The sequence below is a fragment of the Ectobacillus antri genome (assembly GCF_003852715.1).
In the GTDB taxonomy this organism is placed as follows: Bacteria; Bacillota; Bacilli; order Bacillales; family Bacillaceae_G; genus Ectobacillus; species Ectobacillus antri.
Genome location: NZ_RIAV01000001.1, coordinates 199,965 through 217,474 on the forward strand (window position 1 = coordinate 199,965; position 17,510 = coordinate 217,474).

General features: G+C 36.0%; 16 protein-coding genes. All 16 read left to right on the forward strand.

Annotated features, from left to right (window positions below; translation table 11 throughout):
- Positions 1-12: 12 nt before the first annotated feature.
- The 16 genes from EEJ45_RS00980 (at position 13) to EEJ45_RS01055 (ending at position 17,506) form a co-directional block, all read left to right on the forward strand.
- On the forward strand, positions 13-1,200 hold the full coding sequence (locus tag EEJ45_RS00980) for a glycosyltransferase (RefSeq protein ID WP_124562914.1): 1,188 nt from the start codon (positions 13-15) through the stop codon (positions 1,198-1,200).
- An 11-nt stretch (positions 1,201-1,211) separates the two neighbouring features.
- Positions 1,212-2,399: a glycosyltransferase gene (locus EEJ45_RS00985; RefSeq protein WP_124562915.1), complete on the forward strand. Its 1,188-nt coding sequence runs from the start codon at positions 1,212-1,214 to the stop codon at positions 2,397-2,399.
- A gap of 25 nt (positions 2,400-2,424) precedes the next feature.
- The gene (locus EEJ45_RS00990) at positions 2,425-3,609 is read left to right on the forward strand and encodes a glycoside hydrolase family 88 protein (protein ID WP_124562916.1); all 1,185 of its coding nucleotides are present in this window, start codon (positions 2,425-2,427) and stop codon (positions 3,607-3,609) included.
- A 110-nt stretch (positions 3,610-3,719) separates the two neighbouring features.
- Positions 3,720-4,613, forward strand: coding sequence for a glycosyltransferase family 2 protein (locus EEJ45_RS00995; RefSeq protein WP_124562917.1), 894 nt, complete (start codon positions 3,720-3,722; stop codon positions 4,611-4,613).
- Positions 4,603-6,156, forward strand: a complete 1,554-nt coding sequence (locus EEJ45_RS01000; RefSeq protein WP_124562918.1) for a lipopolysaccharide biosynthesis protein — start codon at positions 4,603-4,605, stop codon at positions 6,154-6,156. The genes EEJ45_RS00995 and EEJ45_RS01000 overlap by 11 nt, the downstream gene beginning before the upstream one ends.
- A gap of 383 nt (positions 6,157-6,539) precedes the next feature.
- Positions 6,540-8,714 (forward strand): right-handed parallel beta-helix repeat-containing protein, encoded by a 2,175-nt coding sequence (locus tag EEJ45_RS01005; protein ID WP_245999794.1) that lies wholly within the window; start codon positions 6,540-6,542, stop codon positions 8,712-8,714.
- A 136-nt stretch (positions 8,715-8,850) separates the two neighbouring features.
- Positions 8,851-9,714: a DUF3473 domain-containing protein gene (locus EEJ45_RS01010; RefSeq protein ID WP_124562920.1), complete on the forward strand. Its 864-nt coding sequence runs from the start codon at positions 8,851-8,853 to the stop codon at positions 9,712-9,714.
- A 23-nt stretch (positions 9,715-9,737) separates the two neighbouring features.
- Positions 9,738-10,535 (forward strand): class I SAM-dependent methyltransferase, encoded by a 798-nt coding sequence (locus tag EEJ45_RS01015; protein ID WP_164464157.1) that lies wholly within the window; start codon positions 9,738-9,740, stop codon positions 10,533-10,535.
- A 22-nt stretch (positions 10,536-10,557) separates the two neighbouring features.
- Complete coding sequence (locus tag EEJ45_RS01020; RefSeq protein WP_124562922.1) at positions 10,558-11,154, forward strand: sugar transferase; 597 nt, start codon at positions 10,558-10,560, stop codon at positions 11,152-11,154.
- A gap of 7 nt (positions 11,155-11,161) precedes the next feature.
- Positions 11,162-11,803, forward strand: a complete 642-nt coding sequence (locus tag EEJ45_RS01025) for an acetyltransferase (protein ID WP_124562923.1) — start codon at positions 11,162-11,164, stop codon at positions 11,801-11,803.
- 2 nt (positions 11,804-11,805) lie between these two features.
- Positions 11,806-12,966 (forward strand): aminotransferase class I/II-fold pyridoxal phosphate-dependent enzyme, encoded by a 1,161-nt coding sequence (locus tag EEJ45_RS01030; protein ID WP_124562924.1) that lies wholly within the window; start codon positions 11,806-11,808, stop codon positions 12,964-12,966.
- A gap of 377 nt (positions 12,967-13,343) precedes the next feature.
- Positions 13,344-13,700: a helix-turn-helix domain-containing protein gene (locus tag EEJ45_RS01035; RefSeq protein ID WP_124562925.1), complete on the forward strand. Its 357-nt coding sequence runs from the start codon at positions 13,344-13,346 to the stop codon at positions 13,698-13,700.
- A gap of 357 nt (positions 13,701-14,057) precedes the next feature.
- Complete coding sequence (locus tag EEJ45_RS01040) at positions 14,058-15,992, forward strand: asparagine synthase-related protein (protein WP_124562926.1); 1,935 nt, start codon at positions 14,058-14,060, stop codon at positions 15,990-15,992.
- Positions 15,993-16,006: 14 nt separating this feature from the next.
- The gene (locus EEJ45_RS01045) at positions 16,007-16,162 is read left to right on the forward strand and encodes a paeninodin family lasso peptide (RefSeq protein WP_124562927.1); all 156 of its coding nucleotides are present in this window, start codon (positions 16,007-16,009) and stop codon (positions 16,160-16,162) included.
- Positions 16,163-16,301: 139 nt separating this feature from the next.
- Positions 16,302-17,222, forward strand: a complete 921-nt coding sequence (locus EEJ45_RS01050) for an aldolase (protein ID WP_124562928.1) — start codon at positions 16,302-16,304, stop codon at positions 17,220-17,222.
- Positions 17,219-17,506 (forward strand): lasso peptide biosynthesis PqqD family chaperone, encoded by a 288-nt coding sequence (locus EEJ45_RS01055; RefSeq protein ID WP_124562929.1) that lies wholly within the window; start codon positions 17,219-17,221, stop codon positions 17,504-17,506. The genes EEJ45_RS01050 and EEJ45_RS01055 overlap by 4 nt, the downstream gene beginning before the upstream one ends.
- The last annotated feature ends 4 nt before the right edge of the window (positions 17,507-17,510 follow it).

A 17,510-nucleotide genomic window follows, 5' to 3' on the forward strand; every position in this document is an offset into this window, starting at 1 on the left:
TTGGGGATGAATATGAAGAAAAAAATATTGTTTGTTATCCCAAGTTTAACTGCTGGGGGCGGAGAGAAAAGTTTAGTAAACCTGTTGTCTCAAATTGATTTCAGTTTGTATGAGGTAGATTTGTTTCTGTTTCACCATGAAGGACTATTTGTTGATTTTGTACCAAAAGAAGTACGCATTATACCTTTACCCGAATCTTATCAAACATTTACTTTACCACTAATTTCATCGGTACGAAACTTTTTAAGTAAGGGAAATGTTTCATTGGCTTGGAAACGGGTGTTATTTTCTATGCAAAGTAGACTAGGGAAAAATGTTTCAGTTCGTGAGCAGTATAGCTGGAGGTACATGGCAGATGCGTTACCAACTTTAGAAGGGAAATATGATGCAGCCATTGGATTTCTTGAAAAAACAGCAACCTATTTTTGTATTGATAAGGTACAAGCCCATAAAACTATTGGCTGGGTCCATATCGATTATAATAAGTTAGGCATGGATGCTACTTTTGATAGACCTTATTTCCAGAAAGTAAATCATATTGTTACTGTATCTGAGGAATGTGCAAATATTTTAATCGACTGTTTTCCTGACGTTCAAGATAAAGTTCGCGTTATATATAATATCGTATCTCCTACAGTAATATGTAATATGGCGAAAAAAGATTTAGCTGATACGTACTTGTTTCAATCTGAGCAAATTAAAATTTTATCTATTGGTAGACTTCATTATCAAAAGGGATTGGAATTTGCAATAGAAGCATGCAAGATTCTAGTGGATAAGGGTTACAATGTACAGTGGAATATCATTGGTGAGGGAGAAGAAAGAGAGAAATTAACGTCTCTAATTGTAAATAAAGGGTTAGAAAATCATGTGAAACTTTTGGGACTAAAGGCCAATCCGTATCCGTATATACAACAAGCTGATATATATGCCCAAACATCCCGCTTTGAAGGGAAATCTATCGCTATTGATGAGGCGAAAATTTTACAAAAGCCTATTCTTGTGACGAATTTTAGTACAGCAAAGGATCAAATTATGGATGGTCATAACGGTTTAATTGTAGACATGACTCCTCAGGCAATTGCGCAAGGGATAGAGAAATTAATGGATAAGACCCTTCGGCAGCAACTTGCATACAATTTAGCCAAGGAAAAGCTTGGTACGGAAGAAGAAATTCAAAAGCTGTACGATATTATCTAGTAGGTGACACAATGAAAAAAAATATATTGTTTGTAATGAACAATTTAGTTTGTGGAGGGGCTGAAAAAGCCCTTCTTTCTTTATTACAATGCTTTGACTATAACAAATACAATGTAGACTTGTTTTTATTTAAACATGATGGAATATTTCTTAAAAAGTTGCCAAGAGAAGTTCATTTGTTGCCAGAACCTGAACATTATCAGTATTTTGATATGCCGGTGAAGGATGCAGCAACATCATTATTGAAGAAGCGAAAGTTTGATATCTTGTTTTACCGTCTTATGTTAGGATATTTTTCAAAGAAAGAGCGCAATGGTGCGGTAGTTGAGCAAAAGCTATGGAAGTATCTCTCTAAAGCGGTTGGTACACCGTCTAAACAATATGATGTAGCAATCGGTTTTCAGGAGAAAAACCCAATATATTTTTGTGTAGATAATGTAACAGCTAAGAAGAAAATTGGTTGGATTCATACCGATTATAATAAGTTAGGAATTGATTTTAAAAGAGAAAGTTTTTATTTTCAAACCTTAGGTCATATAGTGACTGTATCAGAAGATTTAGTTCGGTTATTACAGCAAGCATTCCCGAATCAACATCAAAAATTCACTTATATTCATAATGTTGTATCTGTTGATATGATACGAAATATGGCTAAGGAGCGTATCAATCTACCTGCGACAAAAGGAACTACATTAGTTTCGGTAGGGAGACTTGCGAAAGAAAAGGGACTAGAACTTTCTTTACAGGCAGTAGATTTGCTAGTGAAGAAAGGGTATCACATCATCTGGTATGTTATTGGAGAAGGAAATATGAGGAGTTACTTAGAAAACGAGATTGCAATTCGAGATTTACATAATCATATTAAGCTATTGGGGCTACAAGAAAATCCATATCCTTATATCAAAGCTGCTGATATATATATCCAGACATCCAGATACGAGGGAAAATCTATTTCTATTGATGAAGCTAAGATTTTACAAAAGCCAATTGTTATTACAAATTTTGAAACTGCGAAAGATCACATTGATGACGGAAAGAATGGCTTAATTGCAGATATGAACGCACATGATGTAGCAGAGAAAATTGAACAGTTTATACAAGATCAAGAGATGAGAAAGTTAGTTATACATAACCTTAGTGAAGAACAACTGGGCACTGAAGCAGAAGTACAAAAGTTATATGAAATCATAGAGAGATAAGTTATTGTAGGAAGGTGCGGTAAAAATGGTTTGGAGCATCATAAGTAGCATAGTACTCATTACTGTATGTATTATTTTTATAATAGACGTAGTACCAAAATTAAAGGATTGGTTCTCTCGTATTCATATTGGTCGGTATGAAAATACGAGTACTTGGCAGAAAAAAATGATAGAGCAAGGTAGCAAATGGCTTTTACGTACACCAAAGATCCCAGTGACAGATAATACGAGACTAATTGTTATTGATATGTTGAAGGGGAATTATACAAAGGCTGCGATCCAGCATTGGCAAGAAGCGGCGTTGTTGCTGGGCCTAGGAGAGTATGTGAAAACACATCAAGATGCTAAGCACAAACATATCATTGAAAGCTATCTTAACAAGACATTCACAACAGATGGAAATTGGGTGAAAGAGCCTGTCTATGTAGATGGTGCTATTCTGGCATATGCGGTAATGAAATTAGATTTTTTAGATACGAACAAGTATAAGAAAGCATTTGATGCTACCTGGGAGATGATTCAAAAGCATATAGGAGAAGACGATACAGTTGCCTATCGAACTTTTATGAAGGATTATCGATACGTAGATACAATTGGTTTTATTTGTCCGTTCTTAATAAAATACGGTTTAACTTATGATAAACTAGAGTGTGTTGACCTTGCAGTAAGGCAGATTAGAGCATATAACGCCTTCGGTATGCATCCCAAACTACATATTCCTTCTCATGCGTATCATATCAAAAGCGAAGCGCCGCTTGGTTTGTACGGGTGGGGAAGAGGATTGGGTTGGTATGCAATAGGGTTAGTAGATGCTTGGAAGGAATTACCTCATGATCGTATGGATAAAGCAGAGCTCAAGACGTATGTAAGAGAGTTTGCTAAAGTTGCTCTTTGTTGGCAACAAGCGCATGGGGGATGGAATTGGATCGTTACTAGGTCGGAATCTGTGACAGACTCTTCTGCAACCGCTACTTTAGCTTGGCTCCTTTTAGCAGCTTCAGAGCTGGAGGATATCTCGGTCGAGTGTTTACAAGGATATAAGAAAGCTATCCATTATTTAATGTCTGTAACAAGAAAAAGTGGATCGGTTGATTTTTCACAAGGAGATACAAAGGATATTGGGGTTTATTCTACGCTCTTTAGTATACTTCCTTTTGCACAGGGATTCTGTATAAGGGCAGTAAGTGCTATGGACAACAATAAAAGTTAATTACGTGTTGGTAGCTTTAATATTTAACGTTTAATCAAATATTCTTTTAACTTTAACCGGTATTTAATGGTTTTATATTTATAGCGAATTAATAAAAGGGAGTGCACTATATGCAAATTACAGTATTTACTCCAACCTATAATAGGGGCTATATCGTTGAAAATCTATATAAATCATTACAAAAACAAACATATAATAATTTTGAGTGGTTAGTGATTGATGATGGATCAATTGATAATACGGAAGAGTTGTTTACAGAGTGGGCGCATGAAAAGAATCTTTTTCCGATAAGATATTATAAAGTAGAAAACGGTGGAAAGCATCGAGCGATCAATAAGGCAATAGACTTAGCAAATGGAGAAGTGTTCTTTATAGTAGACTCTGATGATTATTTGGTACCAACCGCACTCGAAAAAGTAGCAAGTTGGTTCCATACCATTGAAAATCAGGATGGCTTTTGCGGTGTTTCTGGGAATAGAGGTCGTACCGAAATAGATGTTATCGGTACTACTTTTACAGGAGAGTATATAGATGCGACTTCATTAGAGCGAAATCAGTTTCAGATTACGGGAGATAAAGCGGAAGTGTTTTATACTCATGTATTAAAGAAATATAAGTTTCCTGAATATGAAGGAGAACGTTTTATTAGTGAAGCAACAGTATGGGAAAAAATGGCCTACGAAGGGTATAAAATACGTTGGTTTAACGAAACGATTTACATATGTAACTATCTTGAGGATGGTTTAACACAAAATATGATTCAAACATTTGCAAAAAGTCCGAAAGGAACGGCGCGGTATCTGAAGCAACAAATACAATTTCATAATTGTAATTGGAAAGGAAAAATGTCATATTACAATCTATATTATAGTTTTGTTAGATCTGAAGTGACTCTTAAGCAAGCTGCAGTACATATGGAAATTTCTTTGTTTACAATGATTACTAGTGTAACCTTAGTGAAAATTAAAAACATGTTGAGTGGATGGCGTTTCTATGCGAATTAAACATTCTCTTATCAATATTTCTACTGGTCTTGTAAATCAAATTATTATCACTTCGTTAAGTTTTATCTCGAGAACTGTGTTTATTTACACTTTAGGAGTAGAATACTTAGGTATTAACGGCCTTTTAACTAATATATTAGCAATGCTTTCTCTTGCTGAAGCTGGCATTGGAGCAAGTATTATGTATAGTTTATACAAACCTGTTGCCGAGAACGATCAACAAAAGATCAGTGTACTAATGCAGCTCTATAAAAGGGCCTATTTGGTAATTGCTGTAGTGGTCTTTTTACTCGGTTTAGCACTTTTACCTTTTCTTGATTATTTTATAAAAGATTCTAACGTTGAAAATGTGCATGTAATCTATCTCATTTTCTTATTTAATACAGTAGTTCCTTACTTTTATTTACATAAAAATTCCTTTTTAAACGTTTGTCAAAAGGGGTATATCGTTACAATCATGTATTCTGCATCAGCTATTCTTTCTACAGGGCTGAAGATTGGTATTTTACACTTTACAAAGAATTATATTTTATATCTAGCAATTGACAGTGTTATCACAGTTGCTACGAGCCTTATTCTAGCAAAATTGGTGAACAAGAGGTATCCTTTTTTAAGAAAGAAGGTTACAGAAAAGTTAGATGAAGAAACAAAGGCAAATATTATTAAAAATATTAAAGCAATTATGCTACAAAATGTAGGAAACTATTTAATCGTCGGAACAGATAATATTCTTATCTCATCGTTTGTGAGTGTCGCAGCTGTAGGTTTATATTCAAATTATCACATGTTAATTGAGATTTGTCGTAATTTCACCTATCAAATCTTTAACAACATGTATCACAGTATAGGAAATTTAGTGGCGAAAGAAAGCACTGAAAAGGTCTATAGTGTATATAAAGTGTACTTGCTTCTTAATTTTTGGCTCTATTCCTTTTTTGCAATTTCATTATGTATAATTCTCGATCCCTTTATCAGGTTATGGATTGGCTCTAAGTTTTTACTTAGTAAAAGTATACTTATTGTACTAATGCTTACCTTTTATGAGAGAGGGATGAGAAACGCTATTACAACGATAAAAACAACGGCGGGGGTATTTTACGCAGATCGATATGGCCCATTGGTACAAGCAGCTGTTAACTTAGTTATATCAATTGTATTAGTCAAACAAATAGGGCTAATAGGGGTTTTTATTGGTACATTAGTTAGCTCGTTAGTAATTCCCTTTTGGTTGACGCCTTATTTAGTTTATAAACATGTATTCCAAATGTCTATTTTTTCGCATTTTACCAAATATGTGTATTATGCAATGGTAGGTCTTACTGCATTTATACTTACATATTGGAGCAGCCAACTAGTAGTGATAGGTGGATGGTGGGGTCTTATCTTACAAAGTATGATTTGTATATGTGTACCGAATGTATTGTATGTTGTGATTTTTAAAAATACAAACGAATTTCAATACCTACGAGGGATTCTAGTAGGACTTTTAAGCTTAGGGCTACAAAGGCTAAAGAGTCAAAAAGGAATAAAATCTAGTATATAAGTAGATGATTCCTAGCACATGTATAAACAACTCTTTGTAGCTTTTATAAATGTTTATGGTACAATGTGTAAATTTTATAAAGCTGAAGTATATACCCAAACTATTTTCTGTTGTTAATCATAATATACAGAAACAGAAGAAAGGTGTGGTTATACAGGATGCCTAATCTAGAAGATTTAAGTAATGTGGACTTAACTACGAATTCTCCAATTGACGGAGATGTATTAACTTACAATAGCACGCAAGCTAAATGGGTAGCTGATAAGCCTTTTATTTCCACTGTTAGTGGAGGTAAGCCCTATATTATTGAATTAGATCGTTGGGGCATTAAAAATAATGGGACTGAATCTACTTTAACAACAAAAGGAATAAATAATGCTATTATGTGGGCAAAAGCACAAGGGTATACACATGTGAAGTTACAAGCAGGAACATATAGTATTAAGCTAGACGATACAACGTTTTCTGGAATTGTTATGCCGAGTAATATGCATTTTGAAATGGATGATAATAGTATCTTACAATTAGAAGCAACCTCATCACCAAAGTATCGTATATTCGATGTAAAAGGAATTAAACATTCAAAGATTTCTGGAGGTACTATTATAGGTGATAAAAAGTCACACATATATGAACTTCGTGTAAAGTTTATGCGTGGTGGTGTGAACGCGGATGGAACATTAAATAATAACCCTAACTTTATTCGCAGTGAAGTGATTGATCGATATGCGTCTCCAGGAATTCTTCGTGCGTTTCGCTTATGGTCTATCTCAGGAATTACAGCTAAAAACTATAATTTTTTTCAATACAAAGATACTATTTCTTCGACAACGCTTGTTGGTACACGAACAAATGGGCAGTTTGCTCCTAGTGCTTCAACTGGAAGAGGTTGGTTTGCGCCTATTGAATCCGCAAATAAGATGATTTTTACAATTGATATTACATCCTCTCCATTAACAGATGTACAAATTGCACAAATTAATGCCAAAATAGATAGTGAAAATTATACCCATGAATGGGGACAAGGTATTGAAATTCTCGGGTCAAGCTATATTGAGGTTGAACGTGTGAATATTAGTAATTGTACAGGTGATGCCATCTCAACAGGGTGGTTGGAATATAAATTAAACCCTGCAGAATATACACAAGAGCAGATGGGAGCACATGTATATATTCATAATTGTGAATTGCACCATTGTCGCCGTCAAGGTATCTCACTCTGTAGCGCCAATGATGTATATGTGTTTAATAATAAGATTCATTCTATTGGTAAAGCGGATGATGGTGTTACTGTTGATGGAATTGCACCAATGTTTGGTATTGATATTGAATCCATGTGGTCAGAAAGTAACATTCCTACGTGGAGGCCGGAATTAAATAGAGAAGGATTTGAACTTAACACGAGAATTCACATTTATAATAACCATATCTTCAATAATGCTCGTGGCCATTTCGTCAATGCTGACGGTATTCATGTTACAGTAGAAAATAATATATTTGAAGGTTCTAACGTTGGGGGAGTCAGTTCATATCAGAACAACTGGTATGTTAAATATATTAACAACACATTTATCGGCTGTGAGTTTACAATTAAAGGTGATAATTTCGTAAACGGTGCAATCTGTAATAAAGCAAATATTAAGATGCAGGATGTACGCGGCGCCGTAGTACAGAACTGTCAAATACAAAATGGTGTATTTTATGGATCGAGTGTATATGGTTATTTTGGACCACCAACAGTAAATGTTGCAACAAGTACGTTTAGTTATAATACACCTCATGGTATGGGTAACGGTGCGAAAATTTGTTTCGAGCAGTGGGTTGGTAAAGTACCAGCAGGAATTAGTGTTGATAAATTATATTATACGGTCAATATAACATCTACAAGTTTTCAAGTTTCAGAGACACTTGGAGGTAAGCCGGTTAGCATTAGCGATGCTGGTCAACCGGGCTTTCATATTAGCCGTTTTGATTATGGGCGCTGTTATATCTCAAATGTCACTGTAGAAAGAGAGTGGCGAAATGATAACGCAGTAGCGGTCGGATTTGGTTTATTAGTAACAGGTGCAATTCTAAAAAACATTAACGTTAAAAATTACGATGTAGATATTAAGCCACCTGCTAATTATGCAGGCCGTCCAATAACAGTAGAAAGTCTTACTGTTATTGAAGGTGCTACAAATATAGAGTGCAGTAATATAAGTGATTGTAAGTTTATCAGAGCTAAATCGAGTCGAATGGGTGGAGATATAGCGTTAGGTTCTACAAGTCCACAATACACTAGACGTGTTCAGGTACAAGATGTCTTGTTTCAAAACGTTGGTGTCAACTTTGAAGGAAATGTTGTTACTACTAACAGCACATTTCTAAACGTTAATATTGGAAAAAGTGATACTGCTGCAGTTGCAATTATTGCACAGTGTTACTTAGAAAGCACTAAAATCAATTTGCGTTGGCTTACAAAAGAAAAAACGGTAACTTTTGCGAATTGTGTTTTCAATAATATTACTTCAAATGTTAGCGCGAGCACAAGATTCATTGCCAATACCACATTGTAAACAGAAAACCGTCACATTTGTGACGGTTTTCTCATAGTGTTGAAAAACAATCTCGTCAATAGACAATCCATGTTTACAATGTTTTGTATAAGTATATAGGGGTGATGAGGTATTGTTTTATAAGGGGGTGTGATAGATGGAAAATACGTCGTCTCCATTTATCTTTACAGTAGATGTAGAAGATTGGTTTACTAACGGTAGAACAATTAAGATAGAGGAATGGGGGAATTATAAGCTACGCGTAGAAAGAAATGTGGAAAAGCTGCTATATCTATTAGATAAAACGCAACAGAAAGGCACTTTTTTTGTGCTGGGATGGATAGCAAAGCAACTTCCTTTACTTATTAAACGTATTCATCAGCACGGACATGAAATTGCGTCTCATGGCTATGCCCATGAACTGGTTTATCGTCAAAAGCCGCATATATTTCGGAAAGATGTTAGAAACGCCAAAATAGTACTAGAGGATTTGATTGGCGAACAGGTGTTAGGTTACCGAGCTCCATGTTTTTCAATTACACCGTGGGCTATTGATATATTACAACAAGAAGGGTACGTTTATGATTCAAGTATTGCACTTAATACGTGGAGACGAACATATGAACCAGAAATGCATATAATAAGTAATAATCATTTTATAGAGATACGGAATCAATTCTATGAATTTATGTTACCCTTTAGAAGGATAGGTTCCTATACTATTCCTTTAGGTGGTGGAGGATATTTTCGATTATATCCGTATTTTATATACAAGCGAATGCTTTATCATATCAGTCAAATACCATTTGTTTTTTACATCCATCCATACGAATTGGATGTGAGGCATCCACGTTATTGGAGCACAAACATTATGGAAAATGTAAGGATGTACTATGGTGTACATAGTACATATCAAAAGCTAGAACACCTTCTCTCTGCATTTCCGTTTACTACTATGAGAAGTTATTATGATGCATTTTTACGAAACAGTAACAATATTAAATGGTTTACAGAGTTTTAGCTAGGATGATGAAGGAGATGCTAATGAATTTATATCAACGTATTTTAGCGGATCATACATTATTAAAGGGAGTCGCATACTATTATTGCAAAGAAATAGGTGTACATTATCAGTCATTAAGTGCACCTTCACCAGAAACAGTAAAAACATTAAAAAATTTACGAATATTATCATCGGACATGATTGTTCTTTATAGAGAATTAGGGTATGCTTGCTATGAGCACTATCGACAGTGTTACGAAGAAAACGTATTTGATCAATTGCTTATGAAAGAAGGGATAGGTAGACAGCGAATATTAGATCTTTGCTGCGGTGCTGGTGCCACTATTAATAACCTAACTTCTTTAGGACCAGAAACAATTTATGCTATAGATAAAAACCAAGATTATATAGACTTTGTTAATACTGCTTATCCCCATGTAATAACATATTGTATGGATGCACATGTTTTACCTTTACATGATCATGCAGTTGATTATGTTATATGTCGTGTTGCCTTACAGTATTTGTATATAAAGCAAGTTTTAAAAGAGATTTATCGTACTTTAGATAAAGACGGTAAGTTTTTTGGAGTTGTGCATGGATCAGGATATATATTAGATTATCTATTTAATAGAAAAATGTTATTTCATTCACAAACTTGGTATACTTTATTACCAGGAAAAAAACAATCTATTCAACAGGGTTCGTTCTTAATGAAGAATAATGTTGTGAAGATAATGAAAGAAATCGGTTTTTCAAAGGTTAGTATATGTAAGGATGCACAGCATTGTATAGTTGGTATTCTTCCTGTATATTTTGCTGTTATAGCAGAGAAATAAGAACAAAAGAAGGTGTATACATATGAAAAGATGTCTAGACATCACCGCTGCAATTATTGGTCTGTTTCTAGGTTCTATTGTTATTGGCGTGGTATCCTTACTCGTTCGAACAAAGTTAGGCTCCCCAATTATATTTAAACAAGAGCGACCTGGCCTGTACGGTAAACCATTCTATCTTTACAAGTTTCGAACCATGACAGATAAACGAGACAGTGCAGGAAACCTGCTTCCTGATGCTGTAAGGTTAACTTCATTCGGCCAATTCCTCAGGAAATATAGTTTAGATGAACTGCCACAACTTTACAACGTTTTAAAAGGTGATATTAGTTTAGTAGGACCACGACCTTTATTAATGGAGTATATGGAACTTTATACGGACAGGCAAGCTCGTCGTCATGATGTTCGTCCTGGTATTACAGGATGGGCACAAGTAAATGGAAGAAATGCCATATCATGGGAAGAAAAATTCGAACTTGACGTTTGGTATGTCGAAAATCAATCCATCTGGCTAGATCTTAAAATTTTATTTCTTACAGCAAAAAAAGTTATAAAATCCGAAGGGATCAGCCAAGTTGGACATGTCACAGTAGAACGCTTTACAGGAACGAAGGGAATGTGAGAGAGCGATGAAGTTGGTGTTAATTGGGGCTGGGGGACATAGCAAGGTAATTCGAGATGTTGCACATAATGCAGAGCATACAATTGTTGCTTGCCTGGATGATCGTTACAAAGAGCTGTACTTTACAAGCGGTATGTACTTTGGTCCAATTTCAGCTGTTAAAGCAGTACTATTGGTTCATCCGGATGCAAAGCTAGTTATTGCGATTGGAGATAATGGAACGAGAAAAACAATTATGCAAAAGTTAATGCTACCAAGCAGTTTGTACGCAACTATTGTGCATCAACAAGCTGTAATCAGCCCAAGTGCAAAGATAGGATATGGTACAGTTATTATGCCGGGGGCTGTTATCAACGCGGATGCAGTTGTAGGAGAACATACAATTATTAATACAAGGGCTGTGATCGAGCATGATAATGCTGTTGAAGATTTTGCTCATATCTCTCCGGGAGCTGTGCTAGCTGGTGGTGTATGCATTAAACAAGGCGTGCACATTGGTGCAAATGCAACGGTTTTACCAAATGTGCTGGTAGGAGAATGGACGACCATTGGCGCAGGCGCTGTTGTAGTTACCAATATGCCCTCTTATGTAACTGCGGTAGGTGTGCCTGCAACAATTATAAAAACAAAAATGGTTAGGGGGATTTGAAGATGCTACAAGCAGAAAAAAAGAGAATATATCTATCTGCTCCTCACATGAGCGGAAATGAGCAAAAGTATATTCAAGAAGCATTTGAAACAAATTGGATTGCTCCGCTTGGTCCAAATGTTGATGAGTTTGAAAAAGCAATTGCTGAAACGGTGGGAGTAAATGATGCGGCTGCGGTAAGTTCTGGAACGGCAGCTATTCATTTGGCTCTACAACTACTTGGTGTTCAGCAGGGAGACAGTGTTTTTTGTTCTACCCTCACCTTTGTTGCTAGTGCGAATCCCATTCGATATATGAATGCTGAGCCGGTATTTATTGATTCAGAGCCTGATACGTGGAATATGTCGCCCAAGGCGCTTTCTCGCGCTCTGCAAGAAGCTAAGGAAAAAGAAAAAATGCCTAAGGCTGTCATTGTTGTGAACTTATATGGACAGAGTGCAAAGATGGATGAAATTATGCAACTATGTAATCAATATGGTGTGCCAGTCATTGAAGATGCCGCAGAGTCATTGGGTTCCTATTATAAGGGAAAGGCGAGCGGAACATTTGGAGCATTTGGTGTCTATTCCTTCAATGGTAATAAGATTATTACGACTTCTGGCGGTGGTATGTTGATTTCCAATGATACAGAAGCTATTCAGAAAGCTCGTTTTTTATCTACACAGGCTAGGGACGAAGCAGTGCACTATGAACATAGCCAAATGGGCTACAATTATCGTATGAGCAATATTCTTGCTGGGATTGGGAGAGCGCAGCTAGAAGTACTTCAGGATCGGGTTGAAAAAAAGCGCGCTATTTTTGACAGATACACCGATGCGTTAACAGACATCTCAAGTGTTACATTTATGCCTGAGTTGAAAGAAACATACTCTAACCGCTGGCTCACAGTAATAACAGTGGACGAAGAGCGCGCAGGGGTCTCAGTCTCTGACATTATTACATATTTAGACAGAGAAAACATTGAGGCGCGCCCCGTATGGAAACCGCTTCATATGCAACCTGTATTTAAAGGTTGTACATATTACACACATGAAGAAAATAGAGATTTCTCTGAAACTTTATTTCGTACGGGAATTTGCTTGCCGTCTGGAACCGGTATGTTAGATGAGGAGCAACAACGCGTAATTTCATCGCTTTTACATGTGCTTGCGGTTCCAGTTTGATGACTGTGCTTAATTGAAATTGCAGCGACTTTTTTGATACTTCATGCTAACAAACATTTTTTCTTAATATGGGAGTCGTTGCAATCTCGATATAAAGCAAAATAATAGCTGTACATATATGTATGATAAAAGTTCAACATTTTTTTCATTAAGAAATCCTCTCTTTCTATGGTGCAAAGAAAGAACATCACTAATCATCTATATTAAGGTGTTTCTTTGTCCTCTCACGCACATATGTGATGTTCCATCTGTTATCTGTGTATATACGTAACATATATGATAGTATTCATCCAGTAAAACCTCATTATAATAAGCTAATAGCTAATAGTGTTAAGTAATAGGGAAGAACAAAATGAAGGATAGGAGTAGGTAACGTCATGATTGGAAAAAACATTAGGAGACTGCGTGAACAAAAAGGATTGACCCTTTCAGATTTGGCGGATCAAGCGGGTGTTTCGAAGTCTTATCTGAGTGGAATGGAGAGGGATTTAAAACAAAATCCCTCTATACATATTATTGAGAAGGTATGTGGTGTACTGGATGTAACATTAGAAACGATATTAGAAACAAAAAGCATGTACGGAAATGCCCAGCAACTTGAAAGTGAGTGGTTAGAGTTAATCGAAGAATTGCGTGAACTATCGGTGGATAAAGAACAATTGCTTGAATACAAAGCATTAATGAGGTATATCAAATGGAAAGCAGAAAAGAATACAGACAAAGTTAACTCTTAGAAAAATCCTATTACATATGTTGACAAGTTAGGAAGAGACCATCACGTTTGAGAGCGCAAACAATAAATGATATGGATTAGAATACAATACTATGATTTTTAGATTGCTATCCTCTCTTGTAATTATCTTTCAATACATAATATCTATGTAATGATATAAAAAAACATTTTATATTTCTAGTATACGGATAATTGACAAGTAATTCGCAAGATGATAATCTTTAGATGTGTTCTCTATAAAGAATTTTTGTGTTCTTTTTAATGTGATTAATCTGTTTAAATACGAGCAACTATGCTTGCCATTAGATAATAGAGATGTCGCGACGGTGTTAAATTTATTGTATATCAGGAGGATAACATGAGTGCGATAGCGGGCATATATCAAACTACAAATGAACCAGTCGCTATAGATAACTGTAAGAGGATGATGAGTAGTCTTCAATGTTACCCTGCTGATCAAGTAGACGTTTGGGTGCAAAATCATATATTTTTAGGGTGCCATGCGCAGTGGATTACACCTGAATCAAGAGGAGAGCGTTTGCCGTATTATGATTGTAGTCGCAAGCTAGCTATTACTGCGGATGCCATTATTGATAATAGACAAGAATTATTTGATCGAATAGGTGTATCTTACGAACATAGAAAGTTGATGTCTGACAGTGAATTAATTTTATTAGCGTACGAAAAGTGGGGTGAAGAATTACCCGCTTATTTAATAGGTGACTTTGCGTTTATGATTTGGAATGAACAAACGCAAGAGTTGTTTGGAGCAAGAGATTTCTCAGGAGGACGAACATTATATTTTCATCATGACGAAAAACGATTTTCGTTTTGTACGGTAATTGAGCCGTTATTCAGTTTACCTTACATAGAAAAAAAACTAAATGAACAATGGCTCGCTGAATTTTTAGCAATCGTAGGAATGGTAGATGTAGCAGACTCGTTTATTACACCGTATCTTGGAATTCAACAAGTACCACCTTCACATAGCATAAAAGTTAAAAATGGAAAAGTCTCATTCTCTAGGTATTGTACGTTAGAGCGGAACACATCTATTAAATTTAAATCAAATGAAGAATACATAGAAGCATTTAGAGATATATTCCAAGAAGCTGTAAATTCACGAATGCGTACATATAAAGAAGTAAGTGCACAGTTGAGCGGCGGACTGGACTCCGGATCCATTGTTGGATTCGCAGCCAGAGGGTTGCGTGCTCAAAATAAACAGCTACATACCCTCAGTTATATACCAACAAGTGATTTTCCTGATTTTACGCCATATTACTTAATGCCAAACGAACAGGAATACATGAAGGAAACCGTTCAATTTGTAGGCAATATAAATGATCAGTATTTAGATTTTAAAGGAAGAAATTCGTATACGGAAATAGATGCTTTTTTGACTGCGATGGAGATGCCGTATAAGTTCTTTGAAAATTCTTTCTGGATGAAAGGGATGTTTGAACAGGCTAGCATTCACGGTGCAGGTGTATTACTAAATGGTGGTCGAGGCAATCTATCTATATCTTGGGGTTCCGCTACCGATTACTATGCGTTACTTTTAAAGAGATTAAAGTGGGTAAGGTTATATCGGGAGCTAGACCAATACAGTAAGCGCACAGGAGGAATGCGGTTACGAAGAATACCTTACATCGCTCGTCAAGCTTTTCCTGTTCTTGAAAGACACAATGCAGTAGAGGCTGCACCACCTGTTTTAATTCACCCTCAATTCGCCCATCGTACCCATGTTTATGAGAAGTTGCAAGGATATGGCATGAATTCTTCAGGATGGTTTTCCATGTCAGATCCATTTGAACAGAGAAATTCTCATTTTAAAGAATTGTTTCATTGGAATGCAAGTAACACGATCTCTACTAAACTTTCACTACAATACGGAGTATGGAAACGTGACCCCAGTAATGATCTTCGTGTAATACGCTTCTGCCTATCGATTCCAGAAGAGCAATATGTGCAGGACGGGTTAGATCGAGCCCTTATTCGTAGGGCAACAGAAGATATTCTTCCTGATAAAGTACGACTGAATCAACATATATACGGCGTACAGGGAGCCGACTGGGTGTATCGTATGACACCCCATTGGGAGAGATTTATGGATGAGGTAAGAGAAATGAAAAAAGATATAGATCTCTTAGTATTTGTCAATCCAGAAGCACTTCGGTTGGGCTTAGATATTGCAAAACAGGGACCAAAGGCTGAACATGCGATTGACTTTAACCATAAAAATCTTATGCGCAGTGTAATTATTTATCGATTTCTGAAACAGTTTTCTTGAAAGGGGGTGAGAATATGAAAAAGGCATGGCAACAACCTACACTAGAAGTTTTAGATGTAAACATGACAATGGCTTCTACGGTTACTGGTCCGTATACAGATGAGGCTTATGTACCAGGTAAAGCAGTTGATGAAAAAAATCCAGCTACATGGAAGCGATTTACAAGCTGATAGTATGGTACATAGAAATACTATTGTGCCAGACTGAGTTTGGTCAATTACATTTATTGTAGAATGCGTGTCAAAAACCCTTATGCTGTGAATACTGTATAGGGGTTTTTTCTTAAAGATAGTATTGGAGTGAATGTCCATGGTTACAGCTCAACAAACTTTTTTATATAAAGCATTTGGTTTTGTCATTACAAGTGAAATTGCTTTACCAGAACTAGTAACAGCAAATCCTGCTGCCCCTGATATTAGTATTATAATTGCAGATAGTAAGGTGGATTCAATGCTAATTGAAAAACCCTATTATCACTTTGTAGAAGATGATACAGTGAGGTTTTACATACCTGATGTAGGGAGTTTTTTTATAGCAGCAGGGAAGGAAATTATTATTTACCCTGTTGAAGGAGCTGACGAAGGGTTATTGCGTTTATATGTGTTAGGAACATGCATGGGAGTTATTTTGATGCAAAGGCGCATATTACCACTACATGGTAGCGCCGTTGTAATAGAAGGAAAGGCTTACGCTTTTATTGGTGAATCCGGTGCCGGAAAATCGACGCTTGCCTCTACTTTATTACAACGAGGATACCAACTTTTGAGTGACGATGTTATCGCTATATCTCTATTAGGAAATGTCCCGTTCGTCACACCTTCATATCCGCAACAAAAATTATGGCAAGATAGCTTGCAAAGCTTGAAAATGGATTCTAAGGAATACCTATCCATATATGGTCGAGAAGATAAGTATAGTGTACCAGTTTCTTCATATGTTCTAGATCAAGTACCTTTAGCGGGAATTTTTGAACTAGATAAAACAGATAATGACGAGATATATTTTCGTGCAATGAATACGCTTGAAGGGTTACAGCTTTCATTTAGTCATACGTATCGAAATTTTTTGCTTCCGCGTTTAGGGCTGATGGAATGGCATTTTCAAATGTCTGCGAGTATCGTTAATCAAATTGATGTGTATCAGCTGCATCGCCCAACTTCCCGATTTTGCGCAGAAGAGCTTGTAGCTATTATTATAAATACGGTAAAAAAGGAGCATGAAAAAGTATGAATCAAACATTGAATTTACAGCAAAAAATTGTCCGAACACAAGGAAATTTAGTAAGTGATATGGGCGGAGAAAAAGTGATGCTCAGCATCGAGAACGGTAAATACTATAATCTAGGGGAAATTGGCGGTGTTATATGGGATTTACTTGTAGAACCTATTTACATTGCTGAGCTAGTTGAAAAATTAGTAAGGGAATACGATGTTGAACAAAATGTTTGTAGAGCACATGTAATCTCATTTATATCTATGTTAGAACAAGAGAATTTAATTAAATTTGTAGTATAGTATT